Below are 19,043 nucleotides of genomic sequence, written 5' to 3'. Positions count from 1 at the left end.
AGCACGACGCACCGAGGATTCGAACGCTGCGTGAGGTGTGGTCCGAGAGGTGGCCGCAAGGCGGATGCCGTCGTCGGCGCTGGAACCCGTTGTCGACGTCGTGGCGGCCCTCGGGCCCTGCGACGGACGGGAAACATCATGGCTCGGCCGCCGCCAAGCTGCGACGATGCTGTTTTCAAGCGGAGGGCATTTGTTCGTCTTCGAGTGTGAGGGGTGCGGCGCCGAACTGACCGCCCCGCTGTCCCAAGTGGTCCTGCCGGTCCACGCCCATCAGAAGTACGGGAACGGGATTCAGCTCCCGGTCCTTATGGAGTCGGGCACGTTCGCCGTGGAGCCGGAGCCCTGGGGGCCTCCGTGGCGGAGGTGGGAGGAGATCGATCCGGACGAGCTGGCTGCGCGCGGCATCTACGCGCCGGTCCACGTCCTGTCTGACGGCGCGCCGGGCGCGATCGTCATCGCGCCTGGAGATGTCCGCGGCACCGTGCTGATCCCGGAGAAGTGCGGTGGCTACTGCTGCGGCCTCGACGGCGCTGACGGCCCCAACGTGGCCTGCGAGACGTGCGGCCTGCCCGTGGCGAGCAGGATCGACGACTGCTCGCTCTGGCAGGCGGTGTGGCTCGCCCCCGGCGCGGTGCGCCGCCGCCGAGTCGACGGCACCGATGCCGCACCGCTCTCCTGGGCGGAGCTGGCAGCGCAGGGAAAGCGCACGCCTCCGTTCGAGCCGATCACCGCCTGGGACGGACCACGGCTGGGGTTGAACCACTGGTGGTCCTGGAGCCCGCGGTGGGAGGCGGCGGCCGGCCGAGCGCTCGCCCATCTGCTGACGGCGTCAGGGGGCCGGTCGGTGACCGTCCCGGACGGCCTGGCCGAGGAGATGTTCCAACGCTTCCTCGACACCCTGTTGCCCGCAGGTCCGCCGGCGCGGCGCGCCGTCCTGGCCGGACCGGGGCCACCCGCCCCCGACGCCGACGTCGACATCCTCATCGTGCCGGTCCATCCGCAGACGGGGAAGACCTGGGCCCCGCCCAGCCCGGCCGCCTCGGCACCCCCGGTGCCCCTTCCGTTCGGGGTGTGGATGTGTCTGGCTTTCCCCGAGCCGCACCTGCCCGCCCCCGCGTCGGGCGTCATGCCCGACGGCGTCCTACGCGACGATCCACCCGCACCGCACCCCTGCATCCGCTTCAGACCCGACCCGGGAATCTTCTGGCACACCCTGGTCCGGCTACCAGCCGTCCGCAGCCAGTGGCTGCGCGAGATCTTGAGAACCTCACGCAGGACACGCGCACGCCTCTTCTGATCAGCCGGCAGAAGACGCCGACGCCGACGCTCAGCCTCCGACCTGTCGGGTGATCAGGCCTCCGCAATCGAACAGCGCCAGACGGTGGTGCCTCCCGAAGTGGTGGACATCTGCTGTCCGCCCCGGTCGTAGGCCTGCAAGGCGGTCTCAGAGCGGTTGCCGCGCACCCGCAGGGGGCTGCTGTCGAACCAGACCAGCCACCGGTGCCAGTCCTCCAGGCCCTCCGCTTCCAGCAGGGGGCGGAGCCACTGCTGCGTGAGGGCGAACGCCACGGTGCCGAGCTTGGGTTCGATGCCGAGGCGGATCGCTTCCTCGGTGAGCGCCCACTGTCCCCAGTGGTTGACGTCGCCCATGCCGAGGAGGATTTCGGCGGGGATCTCCAGGCCGGTCGCGAAGCGCCGCACGGCCTCCTCGCGGAGCTTGAGCGCCAGCTCGTCGAAGTCGGACTCGAACGTCAGCAGCTTGAAGTCGCTGATGGTGTCCGCGGGGACTTCCAGCACGATCGGCACGGTCGCGGCAGCGGACTCGGGGTCCTTGATGGCGGTCTCGGCGACCGTCATCAGGATCTCGATCAGGTCGTCCTCGGCGTCGCCCTGCGTGCCCGGGGTCGGGAAGCGGGTGCCCTTGGGGACGAGGAGGATGCCACGGCCGGTGAGCCGGCTGCGGGCGATGGCCTTCACGGCGGCGTTCAGCAGCTGGAGTTCTTCCAGCAGGTCCAGGGAGGACCGCACCGGGGAGTCCGCTTCGATGGCGCGCTCGGGGTCGGCCTCCCACACGCGGATCGCCACGGGGGCGTCCGGGTCGAGATTCTCCGCGTCGCCTTCGGGGATGGCGACTTCCTCGCCGTCGATCTCGGCGATGAGCTTCCCGGACTGGGGGCGGACCTCGCGGACGGACAGCACGCGCCAGTCGTGGCCGTCCTCGGGGCTGTCGGGGCTGAGGACGTCGGCGTTGGGGCGGACGACGATCCAGCCCTCGCCCGCGACGGTCAGGTGCCGGCCGAACGTGCCGAGCATCTTGGCCTGACCGGGGCCTCCGGCGATCTGGGCCAGGATCTCGCTGGCCCTGTGGTTGTCGGGCGCGCGCTCGATCGTGCCGTCGTCGGCGCGCCGCCCGGCGTACAGCAGGGCGCCGGACATGGCGTTGCCGATCCATCCGGCGGCGAGCCGCACCTCGGGCACGGCCCGGTACATCTGCCAGGCGCGGACCTGCCACGACTGGTCGGTGCCTGCGCCCTTGCCGCGGATCTTGCGGGCGACGTAGCGGGACGACGCCGCGGTGAGGGCCCTCCCTGGCGTGGTCACTGGGCGACCCGGCCGAGGGTGTCATCCACGCGGTTCATCAGCACTGCGAGGCCGGCGACGGCGAGCCATTCGATGCCGTGGACCAGGAGCGGCGCGCCATCGAACCGGCCGGTGGCAAGGAGGTACGTGGCGAGGAGAGCACCGGCGACCCACCAGCCGGTGCAGTACACGCAGCTGATCAGGGTGACGACGAAGTCGCGCCGCTTGGAGTCGGGGCGGGCCTGCTGCCAGGCGAACACCCGGTCGCAAGCCGGGTCGAGGATGGAGTCATGGACGAGCAGCTGGGTGCCGCGGTAGCCCGCGAATCCCAGCAGGGCGAGGTCAACGGCACCGATCAAGGTCGCCCCTTTGGTGAAGATCCTCCGGATGTCGGCGGACATCATAGGATCCACCCGAAACCGGGCGTCGTGAGCGAATTCCCAGGTCAGTGCCGGTATTTCAGATCACGCACGGATTCGCACCAGTTGAGGCGCCGCCGGTACGCTCCATGGCACGGGGCCGGCGGCCATGCCGATGCAGTGTCCGGACGGCGCGGGCCTACGTACCCCGCAGCCGCTGGCCCTCGTATTCGTGGCGCTACTGCTTCGATTCACCTCCGCAGGAAGTGACGGGCTGCACCGGGGGCTCACCCATCACCCTTCCGGCCACTTTCAGCAAGGCGGGTGGTTCCAAGGCGCCCGGGTTGAGGGGCTGCTCTGTTGTCCGGGTCCATCTGATGCCAGCGCGATCCGTGAAATCCATGCCGATCCTGTTCCCCAAAAACCACACATCATCGGCAAACGGCCTGTACGGGGTCTTCCCCCTCTTTGGATTGAGCGGAAGGGCCCACGTCAGCATGTTGGGCGTTAGGTCGATCGCGTAGCCCAACGAAGCGCTTTGAATCAACGTGTCCGAGCATGGTGGCAGGTTCGACAGCAACAGACGGTAGTTCGCCTCCCGAGGCTCTTTCCGGGCCCAGACGCCGAAGGTGACGTGCACGTCGGTCACGGGATCCGGAGACCTGTTCATCAGGTGCAGCGTCTCGCCGTCGCTCGACCTTCTGATCCAGAACGCGATGCGAGATGCCTGTTCCCGAGCCGCGTCATCGTCGGCTTTCCGGCGGTCCTCGTCTTGCTCCCGTGACTGCAAAAGCTGATCTTCGGCGACACGTGCGCTCCACAGCGTTCCGATGCCGGTCGTCACCAGACTTCCAAGGGTTGCCACGATCGTGACGACCGCGCCGAGGGTGAGTAGGCTGAGGCGCCGGCCCGGCCGTGCGGCCTCCAAGTCCAGTTCCTCTGCGCGCTCGCGGGCGCGGACGCGGCTGGGGCCCGGACGCTGCCTGGCCAGACGCAGTCTCGTTTGTCTCGGTGTCCCGTTCTCTGGCACGCGTCCCCTCCCGTACATCCCTACGCAAAGGGACGCACGGCGGACGCGAATGGCTCCCGGGGCGGCTGGGAAAACGCGGCGGGCCCTCGCCGATCGCGCAGCGGGCCCCTCTCAATGCGACGCGGCAGCTTTCTTCACCTACTCCCGATTCAGCTCCGAATTCGGCTCATGAGGAGTCGGATCGGGACTGCCGAACGGCCAAGGGAACTTCAGCCGCGTGCACGCCGAGACCACCGGCATCAGCCGGGTAGCCCGGGGTCAGAACCGGATCATGTACGCCACCACGAGGACGACGGTCAGGACGACCGCCGCGATGCGCTGCTCGCCGGGGAGGTCGAGGAGGCTCATCCGCCGCGGGGCGATGATCTGCTCGCCGTCCGGGATGTGCCCGCCGTGGAACAGATCGCGGTGCCGGTTCCTCTCGGCGTTCAGCTCATGGCGGCTGTGGGCCGCCGGCGACGTCGTGCGGCACTGTGCGCACCGGTACTGGAACATGGCGATCCCCCTCGTCCTCATCTGTCCTACTTATGGCTCGGCACCTGCCGCCCGGGCACCGCGACCGGTTCGAGGGCGGCCGCTCTCGATGAGGCTCCCGCCCAGCGCCGGCGACAACAGCGCCGCGGACTTCACGCACAACAGGATTCAGGCGTCACCCGGTTGCGGACAGCGCGGCCGACGGGATTACCGCTCGGCCCCTCGCACGTTGCGGCCGGGCGACCGGAGCGGCCACCGATGGTGACGCACGTCGCCGCGGCAGGCCGGTGATCGAGAAGGCGTGAACACGACACGCGGCGCCAAGTCGCCAACTCCGTCCATTGACCCGGTCGTCGAAGGCACGCGATCTTTCTTCCGGCAACGCGTCACCCGCCCGGCAACGTTGTCGGAATTGCCCTGTCCACTCCGTCCTCCACCGGAGTCGCCCTGTGCTCGTGCCCCGTCTCCCACGCCCCCTCGCCGAATACTTGAGGGGTGCCCCCGCCCGGCCATCGCGACCCCGGTGGCGACAGACCACCGGCACGGCCGCGGCCCTGCTGCTGGCCGCCCTCGCGGTCCAAGTGCCGCACCAGAGCCCCGCCGTCGCCGATGACGCCGAGGCCGCGACGCAGTCACTCTGCGGCACCCCGCAGCCCGGGCACTTCAGCTGCTTCGCGGTACGCCGAACGGACACCGGCAGCGCTCACGGCGCCCGGTCCGCCGCACCCGAGGGGTTCGGTCCGGCCGACCTGCGCTCTGCGTACGACCTGCCCGCGGACGGCGGCGCCGGGGCGACCATCGCGATCGTGGCCGCCTACGACAACCCGACGGCCGAGCAGGACCTCGCAGCCTACCGGGCCCAGTACGACCTGCCGCCCTGCACGCCCGACAACGGCTGCTTCCGCAAGGTGGACCAGCGCGGCGGCACGGACTACCCGCAACCCAACGACGGCTGGGCCGGCGAGATATCCCTGGACCTCGACATGGTCTCGGCCGTCGCACCGAAGGCGCACATCCTCCTCGTCGAGGCCGACAGCTCCGCCACGGACGAGCTCGGCTCCGCCGTCAACACGGCGGTGGCCATGGGCGCCCGCTACGTCTCCAACTCCTACGGCGCCTACTACGACGGCCCGGACCTCGGCGCCCTGGACGCGGCGTACTTCGACCATCCCGGAACCGCCGTGGTGTTCGCCTCCGGCGACGACGGCCACGGCCTGAGCTACCCGGCGTCCTCCCCGTACGTGACCTCGGTCGGCGGCACCTCGCTCAGCAGAAGCGACACCGGTGCCCGCGGCTGGACGGAGACGGTGTGGAGCGGCACAGGCTCGGGGTGCTCCGCGTACCAGCCCAAGCCGGCGTTCCAGACCGGCACCGGCTGCGACAAGCGATCCGTGGCCGACGTCAGCGCGGTCGCCGACCCCGACACCGGCGTGGCGGTCTACAACACCTACTCCGGCGGCGGATGGGCCGTCTACGGCGGTACCAGCGCCTCCGCCCCGATCATCACCGGTCTGTACGCGCTGGCCGGGACGCCCGTCGAGGGCACCTACCCGGCCGGATACCCGTACCGCACTCCCGGCGCGCTCAACGACGTGACCACCGGCAGCAACGCCCACTGCTCCGACGACGCGCCCTGCGGCCCGGACACCGCGCCCGCGTGCGAGCCCGCGAACAGCTGCACCGCCGGACCCGGCTACGACGGGCCCACGGGCCTGGGCACGCCGCACGGCGTCGGCGCCTTCCGCCCCGGCCCGCACGGCACCGTGACCGGCAAGGTCACCGACAAGGCCACCGGCAAGGCGGTGTCCGGGGCGACGGTACGGCTGGGCGCACTCTCGGCGGTCACCGGCGCGGACGGAAAGTGGTCCCTGGCGGCGCCCACCGGCCCGTACCCGCTGAGGGTCAACGCCTTCGGCTACTCCGACAAGGACCTGGGCACGGTCACCCTCACCGACGGCACTCAGCTGACCAGGAACGCCGCGCTCGCCGCCGTGCCGACCACCACGGTCTCCGGGACCGTCCGGGACGGCGGCGGACACGGCTGGGGCCTCTACGCCCGGTTGACCGTCGACGGCGTACCCGGCACCGTCCACACCGACCCCAGCACCGGCCGCTACTCCGTCCGCCTCGAGCGCGGCAAGACATACACACTGCACGCCACCGCCCTCTACCCCGGCTACCGGCCGGCCGACACGAAGGTCGTGCTCGGATCGTCCCCGAGGACCGCCGACCTGACGCTCCCGCTGGTCGGCTCCGGCACCCTCCCACCCGGCTACGCCGTCGACTACCACGGCGGCGGCTACCAGTCCTTCGACACCGCCGCAAAGCCGGCCGGGTGGAGCATCGTCAACCACACCGACGCCGGCGGCTGGGGATTCGACGACCCGCTCACCCGCGGCAACCAGACCGGTGGAAACGGCGGCTTCGCCCAGGTCGACGACTACGCCCTCGGCTGGGGCGAGGTCGACACCGAACTGATCAGCCCCACCTACGACTTCTCGGCGCAGACCCGGCCGGCCCTGGAGTTCGACACCGCGCTGCCCAGCCTGTGGCGCTTCAACGACCCCACCGCCGACATCGACGTGAGCACCGACAACGGGGACCACTGGCAGAACCTCTGGCACCACACCGACGTCGTGGAAGGCCCCTCCCACCAAGTGGTGCCTCTCACCGCCTACGCCGGCAAGTCCTCGGTGCGGCTGCGCTTCCACTTCGCCGGCTCCCTGACCGGCATCTGGCAGCTGGACAACATCGCCGTCGGCACCCGCTCGCTGGTCACCGTGCCCGGCGGGCTGCTCACAGGCCGAGTGACGGACGCCAACACCAGTGCCGCGGTGGTCGGCGCGACCGTCTCCGCAGCGAAAGCCCCGGAAGACAGCGGCCACAGCATCGCCACACCGGACGACCCGGCCGTCGGCGACGGACTGTACTGGGCCTTCTCCTCCCGCACCGGCCGCCAGGAATTCACCGCCGCCCTGCCGGCCTTCGGCTATCCGACCGGGACATCGGCCGTGACGGTCAAGGCCGACGCCGTCACCGCCGCAGACTTCGCCCTGCGCCCGTCCCGGCTGAAGGCCACCCCCGGTGCGGTGGGCGTCACCGTCCCCTGGGGCGGGAAGAAGACCGTCACCGTGAACGTGCGCAACACCGGCGGCGCCCCGGCCTCCCTCGCCGTCGGGGAGCAGGCCGTCGCAGGCACCCCGGCCCGCATGTCCGGCGCCCTCAGGGAACGGACCGCGGCCAGGCCCGATCCGCTCGGCGTCGCGACAGCCACCGCCACGGCGGCCGACCGCACCACCGGGGCGACCTCCGGGCAGGCGTGGCAGCCGCTCGCGGACCTCCCGCAGCCCATGACCGGGGGGATCGCGGCCGCGTACGACGGCATCCTCTACACCGGACTCGGCCAGACCCCCGACGGGCAGTGGACCACCGCCCTGCACTCCTACGACCCGGCCACGGCGACCTGGAAGGACCTCGCCCCGGCCGTCACCAAGCGCAGCGGCGCGGCCTACGGCTTCGTCCGCGGCAAGCTGTACGTCGTCGGCGGCAAGAACCGCGCAGGCACACCGATCGCCGGGGGCGAGGTCTACGACCCGGCGAGCGACACCTGGTCGCGCATCGCCGACGCACCCAAGGCGTACGGCAATTCGGCCGCGGCAGCGGTCGGCGACCGGCTCTACGTCATCGGCGGATGCACCAGCCTCTCCTGCGGCACGCGCGACGTCCAGGTCTACGACCCGGCGGGCGACACGTGGTCCCCGGGCCCGGCCTACCCTCTGCCGACCTCCTGGCAGAGCTGCGGAACCGTCGACGGGACGCTGTACTGCGCGGGCGGTGTCCACCAGGGCGACGGGCAGCCTCCGCACGCCACAGCCGTCGGCTACGCCCTGGACCGTGCCGCGGGCCGCTGGACGCCGATCGCCGACCCGCCGGTCGACTTCTGGGGTGCCGCGACGGCGAGCGGAGGAGGCCGGCTCATGGCCGCCGGCGGCGTACTCGTCGGGGCCGCAGCAGTGACCAACGAGGCCTACGCCTACGATCCGGCCGCAGACGCGTGGAGCGCACTGCCGAACCTGCCGCAGCCGCTGTACGCGGCGGCCGGAGCACCCGGCTGGTCCGTCCTCGGCGGCCTGAGCGCCGACAGGCTGATGCAGACCTCCGCCCTCGAACTGCCCGGCTACGACGCCCCCCACGGGGACGTGACGTGGCTGGCGGCGAAGGCGGGCTCCACCTCGGTCGGCGCGGGCAGGACGGCGGAACTGACCGTCACCGTCGACGCCGGCGACATGGGGCCGGCGGACGCGGGCGTGCACCAGGCACGGCTGATCATCGACAGCGACGGGCCGTACGCCTCCGTCACCGTTCCCGTCACCATGACCGTGGTGGCGCCTCCCGGGTGGACGCACCTGAGCGGCACCGTCAGCGGCGCCGGGCAACACGGCGGCAACACCCCGCTGGCCGGAGCCACGGTCCGGGTCGGGACCGGGACCGGCGCGCACACGCTGAGCACCGGGGTCGACGGCACGTACCACCTGTGGCTCCCGGACGCCGGACCCGCCGTCTCCCTCACGGTGAGCGCCGAGGGCTACCGGACCGCCGAGCGCACCGTGCGAACGCGCGGTCGCGACGCCGTCACCGCCGACGTGGTCCTGACCAGGCGATAGGCGCCCTCGCAGAACACAGTGGGGCCGGCCCGGCGACGGGCCGGCCCCACTGCGTCGAGCGGGGTGGTGACGGACGGCAGCGGCACAGCGTACGGCTCAGGGGCCCACGGGCAAGACCGGCCCACGGCGAATCGGCGGATGACGGCCTGCCCGGCGGTGAAGACGCTGTCGGCCGGACCGACCCGTCGTGGACACCCCGGACGCCTGCGCGTGCCAGACCGGGCGGCGCTCCCGGCGCGATGTGCGGGGCATCCAGCCGTCACGCGCAGCGTTCACGGCGAGATCACGCACACCCTGGCGCCGGTACCCACCGCCCCTGGCGCAGACCGGGACACCGCACGATCGCGTCGACCGAACCGCCGGACGACGCACCTCTGGCACTGTCCGCCCCCAGGGCCCCGGCAAACGACCCGGGCCCGGCACGGGCAGAACACCCGAGCCGGCTTTCAGCAAGGTCGTCCATGCGCGTGCCGGTGCACCCGCCGGACCGGAACCGCTCCAGGGCGGTGTTCTGCTCATCGAACTTCGAGGGCGTGCCATGCGGCCAGTCCACGTTCTTGACCGATTCGTCCATATGGTTTAGCGTTATGGACGAGCCGGTCAAGAATGAAGCGGCTTCGACGATCACCCAGCCCCAGGCGCCATGATCGGCGCCCCCGCATGGGCAGCACCCACCTGACGGCGCACCCCAGGGCTATGACCGCGATACAGGACCGGCGCCCACGTCGGTAGGCCGGTGCGTCAATCGGGCCGCGGTTTTGAGTGGTGCGCAAGCGCCCACCGCCTCAGCGGCCGGGCAGAACAGCAAACACCGAGGTACTTTCGTGCACAAAAATCAGACAAGACTCCTGGGGTTCCTGGCTGGCCTCGTGGCCCTCTCCGCCCTGATCCTCCCGAACCTTGCGAACGCCGCCGCCGGCGAAAAGTCGTCCGCATCCCACGCGCCGGCCTGCGCAGCTCCGGAGCGGGCGAAGAGCCGTGGCTACGACTCCGCAACCCGCAAGGACGCAGCGTTCAACAGGGAATTCCGTCACTGCTTCACCACCGTCGACGGAATACAGATGCACTACGTCATCGGCGGCAACGGCCCGCAGACCACGGTCCTGCTGCACGGCTGGCCCGAGAACTGGTACGCGTACCGAGGGATCATGCCGAAGCTCCTTCCCGGGAGGACGGTCATCGCCGTCGACCTGCCGGGCCTGGGGGACTCGACCGGAGCGCCGTCGAACTACGCCGCCGCGACCATGGCGACCTACGTGCACGATCTCCTCGACCGGATCGGCAAGCGCCACGGTGTGGAGCTCGTGGCCCATGACATCGGCGCCGGCGTCGCCTACCCCCTCGCCGCCACATACCGTCAGCAGGTCAGCGGGCTCTTCATGATCGACTTCCCCCTGGTGGGCAAGAACCTGCGCTTCGCCGACTTCAGCAACGTGTCCTTCCACTTCCTGTTCAACCAGCAGTCACCGCTGGCCGAGCAGCTCGTGACCGGCCGTGAGAAGCAGTTCTTCGGCTACTTCTACCCGACGTTCTCGCACTCGCCTCACGCCGTTCCGTCGCCGCGTGCCGTCAAGGAATACGTCCGCACCTACTCGCGGCCGCAGGTGCTCCACGGTGGGTTCGAGTTCTACCGCTACTGGAACCAGGACGAGATCGACAACAAGCGACTGCAGCAGAAGCCGCTGACCATTCCCGTGAGGATGATCAGCGAGGAGGGATACCTCAACGTGATGCTCGCCGGGGCGCAGGGCGCCTCGCCCTCCGCGACCGGCGTGGAGGTGGCCGGCTCCGGGCACTGGCTGACGGAAGAGGCTCCGCAGCGCATCATCGAAGAAATCAACGCGTTCCACCCCGGCAAGTGACGCACGCGGAGCCGGGCGGAACAACGGGTGACACCTGCCGAAAGGCATGAGCCCGGTCCGCGCTCCGGATGCGGGGGGTAGGCGGAAGACGCGTTCGACCGCCCACCCCTCCCATCCGGTCGACAGCGTGGATCGTCGAGCAGACGCTCGGCATCCTCATGCTGTTCCGGCGGCTCGTGCGGGACTACTACGAGCCGTGCCGGCGGCGATTGACGAGACGTGGACCCGCTCGATGTCCGAGCCGCTCGACGCGACGCCTTGCAGGCGTCCGTCGGCCAGTTCGACGAACGGGCAGGTGCCCTCACCCGCGCGGTGATCGACCTCTCCCCAACCGACAACGCGCCACCTCCTGTGCAGCATGGGGGAATTCCGCGCCACATCGGCGGGACGGCACTGAACCTCCTGGGGATCACTGACAACGCCGGTCGGAACTCCCGCCGCCCGGATCAGGGGGATCCGTGCGGGTTCGACCTGGGTGACATCGTCGTCACGGGGGACTCCGGTACCGCGGCTTCCCAAGGCCACTCCCCGGACCAGGGGATGATGATTCACCTGGCGCTGTCGCTCCTGCTGGATCAGTTGGCCGTCCTGCGGAGCACCGGGAAGCAGATGACCTTCGTCGGAACCGGCTCGTCGTTCACGATCCGGTTCAGGCCGACACGTCGGGGGATCGCGATCTCCAGCGGAAACACACACACACATCGGCACGACCCGGTCGGAAGAACTCTTCGCCGAGGTCCTGCGGGCAGCCGAGGAGTTCGCCGCTGCGGAACTGCACCGCCTCCGGGACGACGACGCGGGCCGATCGGATCTCGCGGCGTCCCTGCGTCAGTTCCGCAGCGTCGTTCCTTGATGACGCCCGATGTCCCACGCCGCGCGGCGCCGGACCGCGGACCAGCTCACCTCGGTCCGCCCCGGGTGACATGAGGGTCACTACGGCCCGTCGGGCCGCCCGCGCTCCGGGAGGGGGGCGGCCAAGTGCCAGCCGGTCGTGAGGAGCGTGTCGACGGCTGTCACTGCCGTGCGCAGGCGTTCGTCGTGCGGGCCCGTCAGGAGGACGTACGGGAGGCCCCTGCGGGTCAGTTCCTCGCGGAAGCGGTCCGTCATCCATGTGCGCACGTGTTCGCCGTCGCGGAGGCCGTCGTCCTCGAAGGGGACGCCCGCGTCGTCCGTGAGGAGCCACAGGTGGTGGTTGGCGCGAGCGGCGATGGATTCGACCTGGGGGTTGCGGGTGCCCATGTAGCGTTCGTGCCAGATCGTCGTGGCCAGGGGGTCCGTGTCGCAGAACAGGACCGGGGAGCCGGCGCGTGCCGCCGCGTTCTCGTCCGCGAGCTGGCGTTCCGCGATCAGCTCGAAGTCGGGAGACGTCCAGGTGACGTCGGCGAACAGCGCGTTCGGGCTGGCGGCCAGGAGGCTTGCGTACTTCTCCTCGGAGTACGCCCTGCCGTACTCCGGCACCCACCGCGTCCCCGACCACACCCCGCCCCGCGCCCGGTAGTGCTCCGCCAGGGCCCGGGCCATCGTCGTCGTGCCCGTCGACTCCGCGCCCACCACGACCACCCTGCGGGCCAGCCCCGCCCGCACCGGAGCCGCCAGAAAACGCCAGCAGCCGACCGGGTCCCTGCGGACGGCCGTGCCCGAGACCGGGTGGGTCGTGCGGGCGATGTCCACCGTCACCGGCGTCGCGCCGAAGCGGCGGCCCAACTCCTCCCCGTACGGTTCGGAGGTGAAGACGGCGTCCACCGGGTCCGGGACGGCCGCGCGGAAGATGGCCATGTGGGCGTCCCACACCGCCGGGTCCGTGATGTCGACCGGTATGTCGTCGACCGCGCCCACCACCTCGATGCCCGACTCCGGGTGCACCTCGCGCATCCACGCCACCCGGTCCGCCAGCGGGATCGACTCCACCGCGGAGGCGCACACCAGCACCGTCAGCCGGCGGCATCGCGCCGCCGCGCTGCGGACCAGGTGGTGGTGGCCCGCGTGCGGCGGGTAGAACTTGCCCAGCACCAGCCCGTGGTCGAACTCGCTCATGCCAGGGCCTCCTTCCGGACCGCCCCTGCTTCGGCCAGCCAGGCCCGCAGCCCCACCGCGCACAGCAGCAGAAAGCCCGCGTAGAGCAGCGACGTGAGGTAGAGACCCTTGTAGGCGTACAGCGGGATGTAGACGACGTCGGCGGCCATCCAGAGGTACCAGGACTCGACCTTCTTCCGGCACTGGCCGTACGTCGCGGCCAGCGACAGCGCGGTCGTCAGCGCGTCCCAGAACGGCACCGTCGAGTCGGTGGCCCGGTCGAGCAGCACGGTCAGGAGCGCGGTGGCGGCCACCGTCGCGGCGGCCAGGATGCGCCACGTGCGGGCGTCCGTGCGGCTAATGGCGAGGTGCCCCGAGGCCCCGGCGATCCAGGCCCACCATCCGTACACCGCCAGCGCCACGTAGACGACCTGGAGGGCGGCGTCCGCGTACAGCCCGGCGCCGGCGAAGAGCAGGATGAAGAAGAGGTTGTTCGCGATGCCGATCGGCCAGTTGGCGATGTGCCGGCGGGCCACGAGCCATACGCAGAGCGCTCCGCTGCCGAAGCCCAGCACCTCCACCCAGCTGACGGGCGTGTCGAGCAGGGTGAACAGGGGCTGTTGGAGCCGGGTGACCATGTCCGCGAGAACCACGCGGGGACCTCCTAAACGTCACCTTGACGATAACGCCGGGCGTGCGGGAGGGGCAAGGGAGTTTCGACTGCCGCTCAGAGCCACCCCCGCCGCGCCGCCGCCAGGCCCGTCTGGAAGCGCGTGGCCGCGCCGAGTTCCGTCATCAGGCGGTGGATGCGGCGCTGCGTGGTCCGGGCGCTCCAGCCCTGCGTCCGGGCGATCGCCGCGTCCGTCAGCCCCGAGGCCAGCAGGCCGACCAGGGCCCGCGTCTCGGCGTCCGGCTGCCCCGGTTCCGCCGAGACCGGCCCCTCCCCCAGCGGGATCGCCCGCTCCCACTGCGCCTCGAACAGCCACTGCAGCGCCACCAGCATCGGCGACGGGTGAATGAGGTACGCCGCCGACTGGCCGCCCGGCGCCAGGCTGAACGGGATGATCGCGGCCCGGCCGTCGCTGAGCACCAGCTTCAGCGGCAACTCCGGCCGCATCCGGGCCTGTTCGCCCGCCCGGATGCTCGGCATGATGTCCGCCTGGAGTCTGCCCGGCCAGGCCACCGCCTCGCGGTCGTAGATCACCCGGTGGACCACCCCCGTGCGCTGGCGCTCCAACTGCGCGTCGAGGTTGCTGCCGGGCCGGTCCACGTACGGAGGGCGGTCGAAGGCGCACACCTCGCGCTGCGCCCCGGCCGTCAGCCGGTACACCGCCCTGCTGATGTCCTCGCGGTCCGTCAGCAGTTCCGCGGCCATGTCCGGGTGGCTGATCCTGCCCGCCTCCCGGTGCGTCTCGACCAGCCGCTGCACCAGCGCCCGCGCGTCGCCCAGTTGCTGCTCCCGCTCCTGGATCAGCGCGCCGACCGCGACGTCCGGCGCCGCCGCCGAGAACGTCGGCGGCCGCCCCGCGCTGCGTACCGCCAGGCCGTCCCTGACCAGGCCGGACAGCAGCCTCCCCGCGGCCGGCGCGGTCAGGCCGCACGCCTCCGCGACCTCCGCCGCCGTGCTCCGCGGCATCCCCACCAGCGCCGTGTACACGCGCTCCGTGTCCGCCGTGAACCCCAGTACGTTAAATTCCATGCCGTCTCCCGCACCTTTGTGGCACCAACCGGCCACCTGGCGGAGGTAGGCCACCTTCCCCACCTTGTGTCTCGTCCGCCTCACTTGACATCTTCCAGCAGCGAGCGCGCTGCCCTGCGTTGAGGTGGGCGTCAGCGTGCCGCGGTGTGTCCCCCGCACACCTCGCCCCGCTGAAAAGGTGTTCCATGTCGCGTGCCCCATCGCACGGCAGACGGCGGCTCGGTGCCATATCCGTCACGTCCGTCGTCTTCCTGGCCCTCACCGCCGCGCTCCCGGCCTCCGCCGCTCCCGCCTCCCCGGGCGAGGACTCCGCCCGTACGCCCCTCGGTGACAGCTCGCCGCAAAAGGCGCTGCCCGCCCAGCGCGCGGGCGTCGTCCCCGGGCAGGTGCTGGTGACCCTCTCCCCTCAGACCGCGGTGACCGGCCGGACGCTGCCGGGCAACCGGGCCCGTGCCCTCGCCCCCGGGACGAGCAGCGCCGCGCTGAACCAGAAGCTGACCGCGGTCGGTGCCACCTCGCTCCAGCCGCTCCTCCCCTCGCTGTCCGCCTCCGCCGCCGCGTCGATGACCACCTCGGCCCGCATGCGCCTGGGAGACGAGGCCGCCGACCTGTCGCGCACCTACGTCGTACGGACCGGCGACCGCGACTCCGCCGCCGTCGCCCGCGCCCTCCAGGGCACGCCCGGCATCATCGGCGCCGAGCCGAACCGGTACGTGAACACCATGAACACCGGCGGGCGGCAACTGCCCGCCACAGCCGTGACGTCGGCGAAGCGCGCGAAGGCCGCCGCGCCCGGCGCCGTGCCCGCCAACTTCGCCCTCACCGACTCCGCCCAGGCCTTCCTCAACGCCGGCGGGGTCAACGCGGTCGGCGCCTTCGACATCCTCCAGGGCCGCTACGGGCAGCAGCCCGGCGCCGGCCGGACCGTCACCAACGTCTCCATCGGCGACCTCACGGACCAGGCCATGGCCGACGCCGGTGACGCCTACGTCCAGGGCCACGGCCCGACCACCGTGCTCCAGGGCGGTCAGCGCTACCTCGACCTCCCCTCCATGCCGCTGATCCCCGCCTACGTCGCGGCTCCCGACGGCAGCCTCAGCGGTTCGGCGTCCACCAAGGACCAGGACCCCGGCCTCGGCGAAGTCCTGCTGGACTTCAGCGTCATGGCGCCGCTGGCGCACGACCGGCAGCGCCCCGGCCGTACCGGCAGCGACTACACCGACCTGCTCGGCGTGGCCCCCGGCGCCAACTACCGGCTGGTCGTCCCCCAGCAGCCGACGATGGACCAGATCGCGACCGCGCTCCTGGCCGCCGCCCACCAGTCGCCCAAGCCGGACGTCATCACCGCCAGCCTCGGCTTCGGCACCGACGCCCAGGGCTTCCCGGGGCGCTACCTGGAGGACGACCCGTACATCCGGTCCGTCGTCGCCTCGATCGTCCAGAAGGACCACGTCGTGGTGGTGATCTCCTCCAACGACGGCACCCGCCTGTACACCCCGGCCGCTGTCGGCCCCGACGGCGGCAGCACGCCCACCGACACCGCGAAGAACGACCGGTCCGCCACCGACATCGACGACGTGGCGTACTCCACCACGCCGTCGCAGGTTCCCGACAGCGGCGCGATAGCGGCCGGCGGCACCACCCTGGACGACACCCTCGCCTCCCGGACCGGGCACGCCACCACCGCCGAGACCCGCATCAGCGGCTTCGGCACCTTCTCCTCCGGCTTCGGCACCCGCATCGACCTCTCGGCGCCCAGCGACAACATCGTCGCCTTCACCCACACCGAGCGGGGCGATGCGCAGTCCGTCACCCCCGTCCTCAACGGCGGTACGTCCGCGTCCGCGCCGGAGATCGCCGCGGCCGCCGCCGTGGTGCTCCAGGCCGCAGGCCTTGCCGGACACCACCTGACGCCCGCTCAGGTACGGGACGTCCTGAAGCGGACCGGCCGTGAGGTCGCCACCCCGGCGCAGATCGACCGCGAGCTCAATGTCGGCCGGCAGATCGACGTCACCGCCGCCGTCGAGGACGTCCTCGGGCACCGCGGCGACCGGCCCGCGGCCGTCCGGCTGTCGGTCGCCCACCGGGTGACCAACGCGGGCCTCGGCGGGCAGTTCCTGGAGACGACCGACCCGGACCGCATCGACCTCGGCGACATGGCCTCCGGCGGCAACGGCATGGGCCTGGTGGGCCCGGTCACCTTCGCCGCCGACGTCACCGGGCTGCCCAAGGGGGCGGATCCCACGTACACGCTCAGCGTGGGCGCGAAGACCTGGACCTCCGCCGGGCCCGCGATCCGGGTGACGCCGACGGAGCTGCTGAACGCCGCGGGCCTCCCCGTGGTCTCCGACGCCGACCGCACGGTCACCGTCACCTACCGCGTGCTCACCGGCGGCCGCACGCAGGCCACCGTGCGCCGCACCCTCACCGTCGGCCCCAGCGACGGCCGTTACGTGGAGAGCACCGCGCCCAAGGCCCCGGAGGTGGTGAAGGCCGGCCATGCGGTCACCGTCTCCTACGACCTGTCCGGCGTCGCGGGCCTCCGCGACCCGCAGCTCGTCGTCTCCACCGTCGGCCACTGGAGCCCGGCCCTCGCGCCCCTGTTCAGCGCCGCGTGGCACCAGGCGCTGACCGCCGAATCCGGCACGGTCACCGTCCCCGCCGACGCGTTCGCCGCCGGCGGCGGCCTGTACGGCATCGGCATCGCGCAGTCCGGATTCGGCGGCAACCCGAACCTCGTCACGTACGGGGAGTTCGCGCCGGTCCGCGTCGACGGCGGCACCGCGAAACTGCGCCCGCAGGCGCCGCTGGTCGCGGGACGCGACGGCGCCGCGGGACACAGCGCCGTGGTCACCCGCGCCAAGGCCGGCTTCACCCTGCGGTACGACGTACGCGACGTCCCGGGGGCGAAGTACGCGCAGGTGGAGTTCGCCGCGCCCGCCCCGACGCTGCACAACTCGCTGAACACCTTCACCAACGCCAACGGCACGGCCCTGGACGACAACGGCGTCGACTCCCCCTCCAGCGCCCACCGCGTCCTGCCCGCCGCCAAGGGCACCGTCGACCTCGACGCCCTGCGGCTGGGCCTGTCCACGTCCACCGTCTACGGCGTGCGCGTCATGGCCCTCGACAGCCGGCACCGGGTCGTCGGCCAGGCCTCGCCCGTCTCCACCCTCGAAGTCGACGACGGTCCCGCGCCGGCGGGCAGCACGGTGCTGTCCTTCGCCGCCGCGGGCGACGACTCGATCGCCGCGCTGCGGACCGTCTCCGGCGCCACCGAGCTCCGGCACTACTCCACCCGGACCGGCGCCTACGGCCCGGTCGTCGCCTCGGACGCCGGTGACACGTCCGACTACGAGGTCCTCGGCGTGGCACCCACCACGCACCGCGCCCTCGCCGTCCACCAGGCGACGCCGGACGGCGACGTGCAGGTGGAGACCTGGAACACCGCCACCGGCACCCTCGTCGGACGGACCGCGCTCGCCGCGGCCGACTACCGCTTCGTCGCCGGACGCGTCGACGCCGCCCGCTCCCGCGGCGCGCTGCTGCTGCGGGCCGCCGCCGACAACGCCGACCTGGTGCTGCCCGTCGACCTCGCGGACGGCACCACCGCCGAGCCTCTCCCCGCCGATCTGCCGGGCGTCGCCAAGGGCTCGTACAGCCTCCTGGACACCGACTCCTCCACCGGCGACGTCTACCTCGCGAAGGGCGCTCCCATCGCCCTCTGCCTGGGCGGCGTGCAGATCCCGCGGGTGGACACGCAGGCCCAGAGCGTGAGCCTCGTCGGGACCATGTCCGGCTGCAGCAACGGCTTCGGCTCCGACGGCGCCGGCACGCTCTACAACCTGTCGGCCACCGCGATCAGCACCAAGATCGTGCCCACCAGTGTCCTCGGCTCGCTGTCCGTGGCCACCGGTGAGTCGGACGACCCGGTGGCCGTACGGCGCGGCCCCGCCACGGGCATGGCGGTGGACGGCGTCAACAAGTTCGCGGTCGCGGCGTTCACGGCACCGGAGGGCACGAGCTACGCCGGCTCCGGCACCGCCGTCGTCACGGACAACAACGCCACCGGCCAGCTGCTCGTCATCGACACCACAACGGGCGCGGTGGTGAAGACGCTGACCGGCTTCCAGATCAACGGGCACGGAGGTCCCCTGGTCCACGGGGGCGTGATGAACTCCGTCCAGCTGGACCCGGCGACCCGCACGGGCTGGACGTACGGCGCGTACGACGGGCAGATCCGCCAGTTCTCCTACTGAGCGCGGAGCGGTCCGTGGTGCGGGGGCGAGAAGCGGTCACGCTTCTCGCCCCCGCGGCGCTGCGGTGTGAGCCCTGCCGGACCCGCGAGCGGGAGGCGGCGGA

At 71.8% G+C, this 19,043-nt stretch carries 11 protein-coding genes; 4 read left to right on the top strand and 7 right to left on the bottom strand.

Annotated features, from left to right (window positions below; translation table 11 throughout):
- Positions 1-166 precede the first annotated feature (166 nt).
- Positions 167-1,297: a hypothetical protein gene (locus tag ACIP64_RS13175; RefSeq protein ID WP_401585003.1), complete on the top strand. Its 1,131-nt coding sequence runs from the start codon at positions 167-169 to the stop codon at positions 1,295-1,297.
- Between the two features lie 53 nt (positions 1,298-1,350).
- Here ACIP64_RS13175 and ACIP64_RS13170 read toward each other — a convergent pair whose 3' ends face one another.
- From ACIP64_RS13170 to ACIP64_RS13155, 4 genes are all read right to left on the bottom strand, one after another.
- The gene (locus tag ACIP64_RS13170; protein ID WP_401585000.1) at positions 1,351-2,601 is read right to left on the bottom strand and encodes a hypothetical protein; all 1,251 of its coding nucleotides are present in this window, start codon (positions 2,599-2,601) and stop codon (positions 1,351-1,353) included.
- Positions 2,598-2,939, bottom strand: a complete 342-nt coding sequence (locus tag ACIP64_RS13165) for a DUF1360 domain-containing protein (protein ID WP_401584998.1) — start codon at positions 2,937-2,939, stop codon at positions 2,598-2,600. Before ACIP64_RS13165 ends, ACIP64_RS13170 begins: the two co-directional genes overlap by 4 nt.
- 238 nt (positions 2,940-3,177) lie before the next feature.
- Positions 3,178-3,969, bottom strand: a complete 792-nt coding sequence (locus tag ACIP64_RS13160; RefSeq protein ID WP_401584995.1) for a hypothetical protein — start codon at positions 3,967-3,969, stop codon at positions 3,178-3,180.
- Between the two features lie 258 nt (positions 3,970-4,227).
- Positions 4,228-4,485 (bottom strand): hypothetical protein, encoded by a 258-nt coding sequence (locus ACIP64_RS13155; protein ID WP_401584992.1) that lies wholly within the window; start codon positions 4,483-4,485, stop codon positions 4,228-4,230.
- Between the two features lie 413 nt (positions 4,486-4,898).
- On the opposite strand from ACIP64_RS13155, the gene ACIP64_RS13150 reads away from it, so the two are divergent.
- Positions 4,899-9,107, top strand: coding sequence for a carboxypeptidase regulatory-like domain-containing protein (locus ACIP64_RS13150; RefSeq protein WP_401584989.1), 4,209 nt, complete (start codon positions 4,899-4,901; stop codon positions 9,105-9,107).
- A gap of 1,061 nt (positions 9,108-10,168) precedes the next feature.
- Positions 10,169-10,969, top strand: a complete 801-nt coding sequence (locus ACIP64_RS13145) for an alpha/beta fold hydrolase (RefSeq protein WP_401584987.1) — start codon at positions 10,169-10,171, stop codon at positions 10,967-10,969.
- Between the two features lie 933 nt (positions 10,970-11,902).
- Here ACIP64_RS13145 and ACIP64_RS13140 read toward each other — a convergent pair.
- The 3 genes from ACIP64_RS13140 to ACIP64_RS13130 form a co-directional block, all read right to left on the bottom strand.
- Entirely contained in the window at positions 11,903-13,003 is a 1,101-nt protein-coding gene (locus ACIP64_RS13140) for an AAA family ATPase (RefSeq protein WP_401584984.1), read from the bottom strand.
- On the bottom strand, positions 13,000-13,635 hold the full coding sequence (gene pnuC, locus ACIP64_RS13135; RefSeq protein ID WP_401584981.1) for a nicotinamide riboside transporter PnuC: 636 nt from the start codon (positions 13,633-13,635) through the stop codon (positions 13,000-13,002). The genes ACIP64_RS13140 and pnuC overlap by 4 nt, the downstream gene beginning before the upstream one ends.
- A gap of 74 nt (positions 13,636-13,709) precedes the next feature.
- Positions 13,710-14,681: a helix-turn-helix domain-containing protein gene (locus tag ACIP64_RS13130; RefSeq protein WP_401584978.1), complete on the bottom strand. Its 972-nt coding sequence runs from the start codon at positions 14,679-14,681 to the stop codon at positions 13,710-13,712.
- Between the two features lie 185 nt (positions 14,682-14,866).
- On the opposite strand from ACIP64_RS13130, the gene ACIP64_RS13125 reads away from it, so the two are divergent.
- A complete protein-coding gene (locus ACIP64_RS13125) occupies positions 14,867-18,940 on the top strand; it encodes a S8 family serine peptidase (protein ID WP_401584976.1) in 4,074 nt (1,357 codons plus the stop codon).
- The last annotated feature ends 103 nt before the right edge of the window (positions 18,941-19,043 follow it).

Origin of the sequence: Streptomyces sp. NPDC088733, assembly GCF_044751185.1 — a bacterium.
In the GTDB taxonomy this organism is placed as follows: Bacteria; Actinomycetota; Actinomycetes; order Streptomycetales; family Streptomycetaceae; genus Actinacidiphila.
The sequence above is the reverse complement of the archived record's forward strand: the minus strand, read 5'-3'. Positions and strand labels throughout refer to the sequence as shown.

Bases quoted from the DNA above. Each gene is read 5' to 3' on its own strand.
- ACIP64_RS13175 (WP_401585003.1), top strand. From the start codon at position 167: ATGCTGTTTTCAAGCGGAGGGCATTTGTTCGTCTTCGAGTGTGAGGGG.
- ACIP64_RS13155 (WP_401584992.1), bottom strand. From the start codon at position 4,485: ATGAGGACGAGGGGGATCGCCATGTTCCAGTACCGGTGCGCACAGTGC.
- ACIP64_RS13145 (WP_401584987.1), top strand. From the start codon at position 10,169: ATGCACTACGTCATCGGCGGCAACGGCCCGCAGACCACGGTCCTGCTG.
- ACIP64_RS13140 (WP_401584984.1), bottom strand. From the start codon at position 13,003: ATGAGCGAGTTCGACCACGGGCTGGTGCTGGGCAAGTTCTACCCGCCG.
- ACIP64_RS13130 (WP_401584978.1), bottom strand. From the start codon at position 14,681: ATGGAATTTAACGTACTGGGGTTCACGGCGGACACGGAGCGCGTGTAC.
- ACIP64_RS13125 (WP_401584976.1), top strand. From the start codon at position 14,867: ATGTCGCGTGCCCCATCGCACGGCAGACGGCGGCTCGGTGCCATATCC.